The following is a 14395-nucleotide window of genomic DNA, read 5'->3' as shown; positions in this document are numbered from 1 at the left end:
GACTATTTTCTCCGCCGCACTATTTCATCTGCTTCAAAATTTGAAATGTTTGATCCGTTTTGGCTGTTGAAGTGCGTTTATGTCCCCAACCAATGTTTTCACGGTAACTACCTAATAGCCCAACTTCTATTAATTCTGCTTCGTTGACTAAAGTCTTGATATCGCTTTCTGGTGCTACATAAAGAGCATCAACTGGACAATACAATTCGCACATATAACAAGTTTGGCAATCACTCTGTCGGGCAATGGTTGGGGGCGCATTAGGTACTCTATCAAATACGTTGGTTGGACAAATATTCACGCAGATATTACATTCTATGCACCGCGACTCGCTGACCAACTCAATCACACTGCTGCTCCTATTTTGGATTGTGACTTTTCTGTACTATGTAAGGGCTGACTCTTCACCCAGACTCGATCTAATCCGCCACTAATCAAGTGATGTTGCTGGTTAGCATCAAGTTCTGGATAGTCTTGATGTTTGTGCATACCACGAGTTTCTTTACGTTCAATAGCGCTGCTGTACATCCATCGCGCTGTGGCTACCATTGCCGCAGCTTCTCGCGCCCGGATTAGTTCTTTATCTGATGTTACCTGGCTACTGCGGAGTTCTTGCCAAAGATGATTTAGCTTACTCAAAGACTCGGTTAAACCTTGTTCTGTACGGAAATAGTTCTTTTCGTAGGGGAATACTTCAGCTTGGACTGCTTGAATAATTTCATCAGTTGCTAAAGAGCGATCGCTCCCACTATGTAATACTACCTCTCCAACTCCCTTAACTTGTCGTTGAGTTTTGTATTCTCCCAAACTACGGCTATATTCAGCAGCCGATTTCCCCGACCAATAGCCAGAAGATATTGCCCAAGCCGCGTTATGACTACCACCGCCAGTAAATCCGCCACAAATCAGTTCCCGTGTAGCGGCATCTCCAGCCGCATAGAGTCCCCGTACAGAACTGGCACAACTCTCATCGACAATCCGAATTCCCCCCGTACCTCGCACAGTTCCCTCTAGGCGCAGAGTCACAGGGAAACGTTGGGTAAATGGATCGATGCCTGCACGGTCAAAAGGTAAAAAGAAGTTGGGCTGCGCTAAACGCATAGATGGCCGCATTGATTCCGCCGCTTTGTCTATGATGGCGTAAACTGGCTGTTGCAGTAATGTCTGAGCTATTACTGAACGTCTATGAGAACTTGCCCCTGGAATTACAGTACCGTCTTCGTAGGTGAAGGTTGCCCAATTATAAAACAGGGTTTTGGTAACTGAAGAAAAGGCGGGAGAGATGCCATAAGCATTAGAAAATTCCATACCCGACATCTCGGCTCCTGCTTCTGCCGCCATCAGATAACCATCCCCCGTCAGGACGTTGCATCCTAACGCTTTACTGAGAAACGCACAGCCACCAGTTGCGATAATTGTGGACTGCGATCGCACTATCCATTTCTCACCAGTCTGACGGTTCACACCTGTTGCACCAGCAACAGCACCATCGTCATCAACCAGTAATTCTAAGGCGGGGCTGTTGTCTAAAATCTTGACTCCAGCGCGTTGAATTTGCCGCCGCATCAGCCGCATATACTCCGGCCCTTGCAGCGATCGCCGGTAGGGTTTGCCTTCATCGTCGGTAGGGAAGGGATAACCCCACTCTGCTAACTGATTGACGTTTAGATATGTCTGATTCAGCACCCGATCCATCCAGTTGCGATCGGATAAAAACCCACCTAACGATTCCCGACTTGCCTTTGCTGTTTCTCTTGCTTCGGGATCGGGTGGCACGTACCACACACCATTGCCAGATGCAGCAGCGCATCCAGTTGTGCCGCAATAGCCTTTATCTACAAGGATCGCCTTAGCTCCATTTGATGCAGCACTCCAAGCCGCCCAAGTTCCAGCTGGCCCACCTCCAATTACAAGTACATCTGCTTCTAAGTCGAGTTCAAAATCGTTTGTTAACGTCTTTAGCATCTACCATTTCCCTCCATCAATAAACTCTTAAGCATCAAGTCTTCACCCCATCCATGTTGCAAAATAAATATTTAAAAATCTAGAAATCGCGATCGATCTTTTAATACAGGTTCTAACTAGCTTGAGATTCTTGACATCATTTAAATACTTTATCTTGATCGACAAACCGTAGTTTGTAGCATAATAAAGTCTTTCACAGTTTTCGACAAAAAGCAAGTATTTTACCAAATAACTTCAAACGTAAATTTATGTAAAATCAACGGAGTTATCTTTCTCAATAACTTGCTTTGTAACGTCTTTTGTGTAGTGGTCGAATTTTGGTTTATAAAATATTTAAATTCGATAAGTTTGCCGTAGTTTAATAAATTTTTTTAAACGGTTTTGTCTAGATAGAAAAGACGCGAAATTGAATTGTCTTTGTCTTGCGGCACTAACATTCGCTCCTTTAATACTCAAGAATCCCCGGACTTTTGATTAAACGAATGTAAGTCCTGTTTTTATTCAGTCCGGGGAGTGCCAAAGGTTAAAACCTAAAGACAGTACGAACCCAAGCAAATAAACTATCAGGATTGCTGGAATCCGAATCAGGTGCAGTAATCCAGATCAAACCTGGCGTAACCTCAATATTATCTCCGATTTTATATTGGTAAAATGCCTCAACGTGCAGAGAAGTATCTCTGTCCGCTTGTCCTAGACCTTTTCCCAAATTTACATTATTACTAAGACTGATGAGTTTTGGCTCCATACCAACTAAAATCCCCCCTAAAGCACCTTCACTAAAAAGATCGGGGAATGCCAGTCCTACCGCCCAATCCATAGCTTCACCATTTCCGCGCCCCAAATAGGTGTGTACCCCATAACTTATCCACCCATTGATTGCCAACTTGGAATTAACTTGATAGAACGCTTGTAGGCCATAAAGGTTGCCTAGAGTTGCTACTCCATCCACGGTGCTGTTTACCAGGTTACTCCCGACTGCTGGGCCGAAATTTGTCCCACTAAAACCTAGTGTCCTTGGTGGGCTATAGGTATTAACATAAGTTGCAGCCACCCGAAAATTCCTATTACCGGAGTAGTATATTAACTGTGCTAAAGCTAAATATCTGCCTGTAAATAAGCCGTTATTAGTTGTGGGATTACCACCGTTTGGTGCGCTGTACGCTATCCCGAATTGAACCTGTTTGCCTAATCCCTGGAGTATGGCGATTCCGGGGCCGCTATCTCCATAGTTATAGACCAAAGACCGCCGTGAAAATCGTGAAATCCCATTAGCACCAGTCGCAGAAGATGATTCAAAATATGGGTTAACCGGACCAGAAAGACCTATCTCACTAGCTCCGTCAGACAAGGGATAAATGTTGACTTGGGTATTTGGAAAAGGTAGAAACCGATAGCGAACACCACTGAGAATAAGAGTGTTGCGTGCAAAAGTAATACTGGAGTTATCAGCAGTTCTCCCCTCATAAGTTCCCAATAATCCAGCTCTTGTTTGTCCTAGTGATTCAATATTTCCACCTCCTATTGTTATACCTAGTGAATCTTTTCCGTTAAAACTGGTGTTTAACCGTAAAGTCGTTGAGCCTTGAAGTGTGACATTGTTAGGTGCTGGTCTCTTGGTGACGACATTATTACCCGCCAGAAGTTCGCTAGCAACAATCTGGACTCGACCTATAAGTTTGGTTGTGGTTGTAAACTTAGTTGCTTCTAACTTCGCAGTTCGCGTTTCCAAGCTATCTACGCGTCCCCGAAGTTGAGCGAGTTCTGGAGAAAATTGTTCTTGTAGTTTTTTGATGGTATCCAAGTCTTCGCGTTTGACTAAATCTGTTGTCGAAGTCGCTATTAGTTCATTGAGGCGATCTAAAGCTGCATTCAACCCAGCGGCAAATTCATAGCGCGTTAGGGAGCGATCGCCTTTAAATGTACCATCTGTATATCCTGCAATTACACCGTAGCGCTCAACTAGAGACTGTAATGCTTGAAATGCCCAATCTGTCGGCTTAATATCTGATAGTTGCGAGACGGATGTAACTTGCCCTGCTGCATTCTTTGGGGCTTTTTGGTTAGTTGGCGGTGTAGCTTGCAACAATTGTGATACAGGTATCACTCGATCTTGGAGATCGTTTGGAGCTTTTTTAAGAGTGACTGGTGCAATTAAAGTGTCTACTGTTTGATTGACAACTGCTTCTGGAGCTTTGTTCTTTTCTAATTCAATAGTAGATACATCAGATTTAGGTAATTCAGCCTGACTTTTGGCTGGATGAAAAACCAGGATAGCTAGAATATCTAGCACCGAAAGCAGGAAAACTATGGATCTATAATTCCAGCGAAATTTCGACATGACTCCTTAACTCCTCAACCTTAAAGATGAATAAATTAGCTCTTGATTGGACAGAAAAGACAAGATAAATCATTGTTCTAATGTTTACAGCTAACGATTAGAACATCGATTTACCAAGGCTTTAGCTGCTGAAAAAAGCGCAAAATTCTGATAAATATCGAAACCAGTACTAAGTAGTTGAATGTACAATCCCAAATTCGCAGTGAACTAGGAATTATGACGCTTAAAATAAGTCTAAAAACGTCTGGAGTTAGACAATAACGGACTTAGCAAAGACTTCTCTACTTTTAAGGGAAACTCAACCACACACTATATAAACTGATACTTCTGAAACATCCTAAAGTCCATTTTTTAGTTATGCTGTACAAAGTTCATCAATGGCTACTGACATTGACGAAAGCTTGATTTCGATTCAAGTGATTATTTGCCAATTAACATTAGTTGAAAACACTATTTTGTAATCAGCTATATTTTGACAGCATCAATCGTTACATAAGTACGATAGTTCTATCGACTTACCGTACTTTGGTAGAATTATCTTTGCATAGAGCTTGGTACAATGCAAGACCTAGTAATTTTCTATAAGGCGAAAATATGTCAAATTTCTTGGTTAAGTCAATTCCAGCAACTGCGATCGCGTCAGCTAAAGGTGGCAATATTGGAGTTGGCATCGGTCTCAACGCTGGTAAGGGAGAATGTCGTCTTGAGTTACCAGTTCATTGTGCAAGCGGGTTTGGATTGTATCAAAGCAGGCTGGGCACAAGCTTTAAGTCAATTTCTGTAAGAATTCAGGAGCGGAGCCGGAGACGCTCCGCCTCCGGTCAGAATAGTTAAAGAATCGTAAATTCTGACTTCTGACTCACCTCTCCTGCCGGAGACGCTGCGCGTAGCTTGCTTCCCCGGAGGGGTACGGCTACGCTCGGCGACTACCTGGGTGCTGAATTCTTACCAATTTCTGATGCTGCCGCTGCTAGGCGTTTATGTATGTGTGACTTTTCTGTTTGTAATTGCGATCGCTTTTAGCTGTATCCTGTTTCCTTAGACGAAAGCCGTGCAACAGTCATTTTTTGTCGGCTGTTGCACGGCTTTTATAAAAACTCAAAAACCAAGTTTTTATGCAAATTTAGGCATTGTATTTTGCCTGTATTTTGATCGACGGACTGTTATCAAAGACTTTATCTCACAATCTTGAAGTTTTGTAGGATCAGCCATTAGAAATACTCTGCTGTGATGGTGATATCTGGGCTATTATCAAACACCTTCACAAAGCTGATATTGATGCTTTCGTTGTAATACCAAGCATTTTGAGGCGAAGAGTTGAGATTAGAACTCCCTTGCACCTGTGGAATACTTTGTTCGGCGATCTTCACACTCTTCAAACAACCTGAAGCACCTTTAGTTTCAGATGGATCGTGCAATACTGCCACAAAGAAATAGGTTTCAAGCTTCGGCGTGTAACCATCATGGACGCGCTTTACATTAATTTCGCGAGTCTTTTGATCGGGGTAACGATGGGTAATCTCAGTCCGACGATATTCATCGTTCGCTTCTTCATCCCATCCAGAGTTCGGTGGCATCTTAAAAGCAGAAGAACGGCTCACACCATCATCTAAGAACATGGTATATTTACCACTCACACCCGGATAGACATTCAGAGTAATCGGATTGGGCTTACCTTCCTTATTCAGTTGTCCTACATATTGTTCCAATTCAATCGTCGGAATGATAGCACCCGCACGCACATAAATCGGCACAATGAAGTTAATGTGATCGCCTTCCAGATTAAGACTAGCATCAAAATCTCGGATAGTTGTTCCACCCTCAACAACACTCCCAAGGGGCATAGTATTGTTCATAAAACAGTACCAATCGCTGCCGTAGGGAACATAAATATCCCGTTTGCCGTAGTTTTTCTCAATTGATTGAGGTTCCTGGGGATCTAAAACCGGAGCAATCAACAGATCCTTACCCACAAAGAATTCATTGTCTAGGAAAGCTTCTTTGTCATTGTAGAGGGATTGATCGCCGGGATCGTTAATAAACAGGGGTCTGGATATCGGTAGTCCATTCAGCGAGTTTTCAAACATCCCATCGTAGAACAACTGCATCAGCCGATAGCGCAATTCAATGTAGTGCTTGCAAATCGGCAGTACCATCCGGTACAGATTTTGCGGTTCAGGCAGCTTGCCACTCTGATATTGGTTAAACCATTCTACATACATGAATGGTTCTTGAAACTCTTTACGCCCTTTGCGGACATAATGATTCCGGAACCAGGGCAAGAAAGCACCCGCCGCCGTCCAGCGAATCAGCAATTCTGGACTAGCCCATTTGCCTTCATCCACCGCTGAAGCTTCAAAACCGCCAATGTCCTGCCCATTGATAGCTAATCCGCACAAACCAAGGGACAGCACTTGGGAGACATTCATCTTCAGAAAATCCCAGTCCGAAGAGTTGTCACCATTCCACAATCCTGCATAACGATGGACACCACTGAAGCTACCGCGTCCAATGATAAAGTTCCGCTTGTTTTTTCTTTCGCTTAAGTTCGGGTATCTGGAATCTTTGATTTCGTGCAGACGGTTTAATCCCTGATACGTAGCTTTGTGAAGATTGTAAGAGTACAAATTCCACACCTCAATCGCTGGGGTTAATTTCGGCTTGGCATCAGAGTGTGAATTATCCGTCACTAATAAACGGAAAGGAAAGCCCTTCATATCCCCACGATAATCGCGGATAGCAGGTGTTGTCATATCCTGCCAAACCATTTCTAGACCCATCGAATAGAGGTATTTATATTGGGTTCCCCACCAATCACGTACCTCTTGCCGACCCAGATCCGCGTAATGACCAGGAGTCCCTAGCTCATTACCGTCGGAATCGTTGCCGTAGTAAACCCCACCAATATAGGGTTCCCCACTATTGAAACCTTCAACATACCCATTATTGGGAGAGAATTGATGACCGCTACCGTAAAGCTGGTAAATTTTGCTATCAGGATTTCCGGGATCGTAACGTCTGTCTATGACGAAAAACCCTTTGTCCTTAGCCTCAGCATAAGTTGAATAATTGGGGTCTAGTCGGCTAATCACTGGGGTGATATTGGTGCTGCATTTCACGCCCTGTTCTTTCAAGTTGTGAAACATTTCGTAGGGGTTGGGGAATTTCTCTGTATCAATCGTGAAGGTTTGGTAATTCTTCTGGATATCTACATCGACATGCATACCATCAAGGGGAATTTGGTATTCACGATGCTTGCGGACTGCCCATTCTACGATATCTTGACGTTCGTAGCCATAACAACCTTGTTGATATCCCAAGCAGTAGCGGGGTTTCAAGCGCGGTCTGCCCACAATTTCGGTATAACTATCTAGGATGTTGGCAGGGTTATGTCCGATAAAAAAATAAAAGTCAAGATCCCCAAAGCGAGTCCCAATCATATAGCGACTGGAGTTGATATAACCGATGTCCACTAGGACTTGACCAGTATTATCAATAAAAACGCCAGTGACGCTATCGTGTTCGGGAACGCCATGAAATTCGTAAAAGAACGGTTCTGAGTGGTAAAGAGGTTCTCGGGGGTCTAAAGGACCGCGATCGTAAACCTGCCGATACCGCATATTATCGAAGTTGAAATAGTTGACTTGTGCGGTATTTTTGCTCAGAGATTGCCCGCCTTGTTCGCCAAAGCCAACATATTTGGCGTTGGCTGGCTTGTTCACTGCCTGGATAATGGCGTAATTATTATTTCCGTTAGGGGTATAGTAAATCGGAGTATCTGCCGTCTGCCAAACAATATACTCTTCATGGGGAGCAAACATATAGACCGTAATTGAAAATGGCTGATGATTGACAACCACTTTCATTTCTGGATTATTATCCACATTCTTCGTCACCAGTTCAATGCCGTTGCTGACATCTTTTATTACCTCGATGTCAAAATGTTCGTGATTATCGAGCAGTCTCGTCAAATCTTCAAAGTTGTTCAAAAGTACTGAAGGACTATTTTTTGAAGAATATTCCTCGGCAGTTTTTCCAGGATTGAAGCGCAACCGGAAAGTATCTTGTTGTGGGAACTGTATGAGTATACTGCATGGATTGTCATCACTCTTGCTAAAATTCAGCGTCAAAGTTTTTGAGTCTGCATCGAAGGCATGACTTTTGACTTCTAGAAGCTTCTCCCATTCTTTATACCTATCAAAATACTCTTCTACTTTCAGAAATTTGTAGGCCTCTTTTTCGGAAAAAATTATATTCGACATGATTATGGTGTGGTAGTACAAAATTGTCTCAATCGCTCAGTGATTAAAATCATTCACCATCAGATTTATCTGAATCTAAAGCGAATAAATTCTATTCTTGTTATTATTGAAGGAACTTGTGTACAAGACTGACTGAGGTAGAGCTACCTTAACTTCCTATCCCAGACTCTCAAGATTAAGTAGTGCAATCTGTTGGAGCCAAGGACAAAGGATGTGACTGGTAATTAGCGATCGCCATGTCATAATTTAGTTGGCAATCTCCCTCAATAAAGTTGCTTAGTTTAAGCTTTAGCTAACGGATGATATTCTATTGCCATCCAAATACAATCTGTATCTGCGTAATATTGATGCCACGGATAAATGTATTTGCTGTTTTCTTCAACTTGACAAAATGGCACAGCAGTTGTGAAACCTGGACTCATTAACATGTCTTCATAGAGAGTGCCATAATCTTGAGCTTTGAACTTCTGCATTCTGCCAGTACCAAATATCTCTGTATGGGTTTCTATGAAGTCATGCTTGTTGTGTATGAAACAATTGGTGCGTGAGGGTGCAAACCATAAGTTGAGTTTAACGACAAAGCTTTGCTTTTCACTCGGTGTCTTTGCTTGCCTCGTCATGTAATATGGGTCGATCTCTACAATACCCGCGTCATCTTGTGGCGATTTCCATAGAGGTGTATTCTTAGGATAGGCAAGTTCGCTAGTGTCGCCACCATTGGGAGAGTCTTCCATAGTATCGCCTAATAGAACCCAACCCTCTTCCAAAATAATATTCCCGATATTTGTGGTGTCTTTTACCTCGATCAATATCAGTGCTTGAGCCTTCTCGATGGTTATGTCTTTGAGGATAGTTGAGGAAAAAGCAGGAATGATATTTCTAACGGGCTGACCAACTGAAACATCCCACATGTGTGGGTTAACTACAATCGTTTCGTTGTTGATGTAATAATTGGTTACATCAACAACGTATTTCGCATCTATGTGCGAACCGGAAAAGTTTAACTGCTTTTCCACGTTATGTATCAGCGTGCTTGTCATAATTTACTTTTCCTCTGCTCGACAAAATCTACTCACAGCAAACAAAGCAGTTGAGAGCATTCACTTACTGTTTGAATACAACCTGTCGGTGGCACTTGCTCCACCTAAGCTAATCGATCGCATGCCCCAGCGGGTATTACTTAAAATTCTCTTCAACACTTTATAAAATGTTGAATACAAATACAAGGACAGTTAAGACAGTTAATAAACATTTAATAAATTCTTAATAACCGCATAGTTGCTATGTATTAGCGTAGATTTTCAAACTTGCCCGAAAAGATGAGCAAACAATAAGCTTTGATTTTGCATTGACTCTGGCTTTTATCCTTAGTGCAACTTGCGCTTTTTTCACTGTTTATCCGTCTCATAGGTGCGGACTTTCCATTTTGTTTCGTAAAAAATTTTATAAATTATCTAATTCACCACTACATCAAGACTCTAAAAGTAGCTTCATAAACAGCAAGGCAGAATGAAAAATGAATACAGCGTAAGCGTTTCATTGATTTGGAATGGGTAGTTTATTTCTGCCGTGTTGTACTAGTACTAGAGTAAATACAGCAGTTTTCAAGTAGATGAGGTACAAAGTGTAGGACTTAATAATCAAACATAAACAGTTTCTATTTCCTTCTCCCTGCCTCAAAACTTCATGTAAAAGAAAACTGCTGTATGTATTCAAGGAGTCCAGTCATCAGCAATGATAACCTTTATCCAAACACAGATTTAGAAAGTGCAAGTTAACAAGGTTTCTCTCGATGAAACCAGAAGTAAACACTTACAAGTCACAAAAATGTGGGTAATTGACACAAAACTTGTATTCTTCACGACAGCTATTGTTGCAAAAAAAGTGTAATGATTATCAGGATTGTGCGTGAGAACGTCAATCTTATGGGCAGTTATTCTTTATGAATCTGTTAATCTATCACTGGCGTTTTAAATAATTTCCTGTAAAATACTGACTATAAACTCCGGTAATTCGATCGATCTACCGTAGGATATATACTTGTACCCTGTCTGACACAAATGCAAATTCTTTGGTTTATTCCTACTGGATCTCATGACGGACGCTATTTAGGCACAGATATTGGCTCTCGTGTTGTCACACCTGATTATTTACAACAAATTGCCCAAGCTGTGGATAGTTTAGGCTACACGGGCGCATTGTTACCTACAGGGAGTTCTTGTGAAGATGCTTGGATAACTGCCGCTGCTTTCATATCTGTCACCAAACAGATGAAATTTCTCGTGGCAATTCGTCCAGGAATTACTTCCCCAAGTGTTGCTGCACGGATGGCAGCAACATTTGACCGGATTTCTAAAGGAAGATTGTTGATTAATGTGGTGACAGGTGGAGATCCGGTGCAGCTGGCTGGGGATGGCTTGCATCTTAGTCATGACGATCGCTATGATTTAACCGATGAATTTCTCAGAGTTTGGCGGGGTATCGTCAGTGGGGAAACAGTCGATTTTAAAGGAAACTACCTGGATATTAAAGGTGGTAAGCTCTTATTTCCACCAGTTCAAAAACCCTATCCACCCTTGTGGTTTGGTGGCTCATCTGCTGCCGCCAAGCGGGTTGCTGCTAAACATATAGATGTTTACCTGACTTGGGGTGAACCTCCACAACAAGTAGCCCAAAAGATTGCCGAAGTTAGGAAATTGGCGGCTGAACAGGGCAGAACAGTCCGTTTTGGGATTCGCTTGCATGTAATTGTGCGAGAAACTGAGTCAGCTGCTTGGGATGCAGCCAATGAGCTAATTAAGTATGTCGATGACAATGCGATCGCTAAAGCTCAGAAAGACTTAGCTCAATCTGATTCTGAAGGACAGCGGCGCATGAGTCAACTACATAGTGGTAGTCGAGAAGCCTTAGAGATTAGCCCCAACCTCTGGACAGGAATTGGATTAGTGCGGGGTGGTGCTGGTACGGCCTTAGTTGGAGATCCTGACACCGTTGCTGCTAGGATGCTGGAATATCGCAATTTGGGGATAGAAACATTCGTTTTCTCTGGGTATCCCCATTTAGAAGAAGCGTATCGCACCGCTGAATTATTATTTCCACGTCTACCTTTGCAGAATGAACCTGCACCTTTAACGCCACCAGTCTTGAGTACCATTGGCGAAGATTTCGCCAATGAAAAATTTGCGAAACAATTGACAAGTGCTTCATGACCTAATAATTCGTAATTAAAGAGCAAGTTGCGAATTATGCGAACGATGCTTCTAGATTTATCCTTGTGGACAATCTAAAATTCTAAATCCCATGACTATTTCTTTTAAACAGACCAAAAGCAACAACAATATAATATTTCTGAACGGATTGTGGGAAAACCAACAATTCCAGAAATTAGTTCCTTGGATTGTGCCTGTTACCGTACTAGTTCTTTGGGAATTCGCTTCCAGAACTGGTCTACTTTCAACCAGAATTTTACCAGCACCAAGTGGTGTAATCGCTACAGCGATTAAACTAGGATCGACTGGAGAACTGTTCCAACATATAGGAATTAGTGCTGGGCGGGCGATATCTGGTTTTCTAGTTGGTGGCAGTATTGGCTTTAGTTTGGGATTGCTCAATGGCTTTTCCCGTGTAGCAGAAAAGTTATTGGATAGTTCCTTACAAATGCTCCGTACTATCCCTAATTTGGCATTAATTCCGCTAGTGATTCTCTGGTTTGGTATTGGCGATCAAGCTAGATTATTTTTAGTGTCTATGGGGGTATTTTTCCCATTATATCTCAATACATTTCATGGTATCCGCAGTGTTGACCCTGGACTGATTGAAATGGGAAAAGTCTATGGATTAAAAACACCACAACTTCTGTGGCAAATAATTTTCCCAGGAGCTTTGTCTTCGATTCTCGTTGGTGTCCGTTTTTCCTTGGGGATTATGTGGTTGACACTAATTGTGGCAGAAACGATCGCGGCAGATTCTGGTCTTGGTTATATGGCAATGAATGCCCGTGAGTTTATGCAAACCGATGTTGTGGTTTTGAGTATTGTAATCTATGCACTGCTGGGTAAATTAGCAGATGCTGTTGCCAGAGGATTAGAAACAAAATTCTTGGCTTGGAACCCCAATTACCAAAAGTCATAAATACTAAACTCACCAGACTCAAAGGTTGAAAATTCCAGATTTTAACTTTTGATTTCTATTAATTTTGACTGTGATTTGCTTTCTTCAACGTCTGATCAAATAATTAAATTCCAGTTGTTCTCGAAAAGGAGGTTTTGCAAGTGAGTTCAAATGTACAGGGTACAAAATTAAGTATTTTGGATTTGACGAAAGCTTTTGGTAAGAAAACTGTTTTAAACTCGCTGAATTTAGAAGTTGAAGCAGGTGAGTTTGTCGCTATTGTTGGACGAAGTGGTTGTGGCAAGAGTACCTTATTGCGTCTGGTGTCAGGATTAGATAGAGCAACTTCAGGCGGAATACTATTGGATGGAGAACCACTACATAGACTCAGCCGCTCTGTAACAGTGATGTTTCAAGATCCCCGCTTGCTGCCGTGGAAGCGCGTTATTCAGAACGTGGGATTGGGCTTAGAAGGTAATTGGCGTGAAAAAGCTTTATGGGTACTCAATAAAGTCGGACTCAAAGATAGAGCTGATGAGTGGCCTTATGTTTTGTCTGGAGGACAACGGCAACGGGTATCATTGGCCAGAGCCTTAGCCAGTCAGCCCCGTTTGTTGTTGCTAGATGAACCTTTGGGAGCATTAGATGCTCTAACTCGCCAAGAAATGCAGCATTTGATTGAAAACTTGTGGCAAGAGCGAAGATTTACTGCATTTTTGGTTACTCACGATGTGGAAGAGGCTGTGGCGTTGGCAGACCGAGTGATAGTGATTGATGAAGGAAAGATTTCTATGGATTTACCTGTGAGACTTTCACGCCCGCGAGATCGAAGTAGCGAAGTGTTTATCAATATCAGAGAAGCTGTTTTAGAACGAGTAATGAGAAATGAAAATACTCAGGTAAACAACCAGTTATTCCAACTGAGTAGTTGAAATTTAAGCTTTTTTTAGTCAATCAATTTAAACTTGAGGTAGCTGCGGTAAATAGGCTACTTCGAGATTAAAACTTACTCTTAAAAGCAGCTATCTATAGCAATAAAAAATTATTGATGAACAATCAAAATACCTCTCAAGTCTCCTTTATGATAGTCTAGGTGTTTTTTTCTATATTCACTATCTACACAAAGTAAAATATAATAATATATATTGCTTGATTGAAAAAACAAAAAATATCTAACGATCGTCAAAAAATTAACAAAGTATGATGCAGAAGATTATAGACAGATCAGATTAGAAGCTTTAGATAAAAATCCAGATTCATTTGGCACAACATATCAAGAAGAAGTAATTAAGACGATAGATCAATTTCGGTATAGAATTCCAGTAGATAACAATAATTTTATTTTGGGATGTTTTGAGGATAAAAATTTAATTGGGATAGTTGCATTTCATCAAGAAGCAAGAATAAAACTCTGGCATAAAGCATATATTAGTAGTATGTATGTTCAACAAAAGTATAGGGGAAAAGGTTTAGGTAAATTATTACTAAATGAATTAATTGAAAAAGCAAAAGCTATTAACGAGGTGGAAATATTATTACTTGATATTGTTAAAAACAATATCTTAGCAAAAGCACTTTATTTATCATTGGGATTTCAAATATATGGAACAGAGAAAAGAGCGTATAAATATAATAACCAATATTTTGATCTAGAGTTGATGTGTTTACAGATTAAATAATCAGCCCTGAAATATTACTAAATATTATTATTATCTGTGCC

10 protein-coding genes are annotated in these 14395 nt (G+C 41.4%); 5 read left to right on the top strand and 5 right to left on the bottom strand.

What is annotated here, in order from left to right:
• Positions 1-19: 19 nt before the first annotated feature.
• The 3 genes from V7K53_RS17735 to V7K53_RS17725 form a co-directional block, all read right to left on the bottom strand.
• Positions 20-349, bottom strand: a complete 330-nt coding sequence (locus V7K53_RS17735; protein WP_335198786.1) for a 4Fe-4S binding protein — start codon at positions 347-349, stop codon at positions 20-22.
• Positions 346-1965, bottom strand: coding sequence for an FAD-binding protein (locus tag V7K53_RS17730; RefSeq protein WP_335198785.1), 1620 nt, complete (start codon positions 1963-1965; stop codon positions 346-348). Before V7K53_RS17730 ends, V7K53_RS17735 begins: the two co-directional genes overlap by 4 nt.
• Positions 1966-2488: 523 nt before the next feature.
• Complete coding sequence (locus V7K53_RS17725) at positions 2489-4303, bottom strand: iron uptake porin (RefSeq protein WP_335198784.1); 1815 nt, start codon at positions 4301-4303, stop codon at positions 2489-2491.
• 594 nt (positions 4304-4897) lie between these two features.
• Between V7K53_RS17725 and V7K53_RS17720 the strand changes: the two genes are divergently transcribed.
• Positions 4898-5137 carry a hypothetical protein gene (locus V7K53_RS17720; RefSeq protein WP_335198783.1) on the top strand — a complete coding sequence of 80 codons (240 nt, stop codon included), beginning with the start codon at positions 4898-4900 and terminating at the stop codon, positions 5135-5137.
• 377 nt (positions 5138-5514) lie between these two features.
• On the opposite strand, the gene V7K53_RS17715 is transcribed toward V7K53_RS17720, so the two are convergent.
• Together V7K53_RS17715 and V7K53_RS17710 are read right to left on the bottom strand one after the other, a co-directional pair.
• Entirely contained in the window at positions 5515-8565 is a 3051-nt protein-coding gene (locus tag V7K53_RS17715) for a TIM-barrel domain-containing protein (RefSeq protein ID WP_335198782.1), read from the bottom strand.
• A 281-nt stretch (positions 8566-8846) separates the two neighbouring features.
• The gene (locus V7K53_RS17710) at positions 8847-9605 is read right to left on the bottom strand and encodes a hypothetical protein (RefSeq protein ID WP_335198781.1); all 759 of its coding nucleotides are present in this window, start codon (positions 9603-9605) and stop codon (positions 8847-8849) included.
• Between the two features lie 1020 nt (positions 9606-10625).
• Here V7K53_RS17710 and ssuD point away from each other — a divergent pair.
• The 4 genes from ssuD to V7K53_RS17690 all read left to right on the top strand — a co-directional run bounded on the left by ssuD (position 10626) and on the right by V7K53_RS17690 (position 14354).
• On the top strand, positions 10626-11774 hold the full coding sequence (ssuD, locus tag V7K53_RS17705) for an FMNH2-dependent alkanesulfonate monooxygenase (RefSeq protein ID WP_335198780.1): 1149 nt from the start codon (positions 10626-10628) through the stop codon (positions 11772-11774).
• A 91-nt stretch (positions 11775-11865) separates the two neighbouring features.
• On the top strand, positions 11866-12696 hold the full coding sequence (gene ssuC / locus V7K53_RS17700; protein ID WP_335198779.1) for an aliphatic sulfonate ABC transporter permease SsuC: 831 nt from the start codon (positions 11866-11868) through the stop codon (positions 12694-12696).
• Between the two features lie 140 nt (positions 12697-12836).
• Positions 12837-13607: an ATP-binding cassette domain-containing protein gene (locus V7K53_RS17695; RefSeq protein ID WP_335198778.1), complete on the top strand. Its 771-nt coding sequence runs from the start codon at positions 12837-12839 to the stop codon at positions 13605-13607.
• A gap of 246 nt (positions 13608-13853) precedes the next feature.
• A complete protein-coding gene (locus V7K53_RS17690) occupies positions 13854-14354 on the top strand; it encodes a GNAT family N-acetyltransferase (RefSeq protein ID WP_335198939.1) in 501 nt (166 codons plus the stop codon).
• The last annotated feature ends 41 nt before the right edge of the window (positions 14355-14395 follow it).

The sequence above is a fragment of the Nostoc sp. genome, assembly GCF_036917355.1.
In the GTDB taxonomy this organism is placed as follows: domain Bacteria; phylum Cyanobacteriota; class Cyanobacteriia; order Cyanobacteriales; family Nostocaceae; genus Nostoc.
This window is presented reverse-complemented; position numbering and strand designations above follow the sequence as displayed.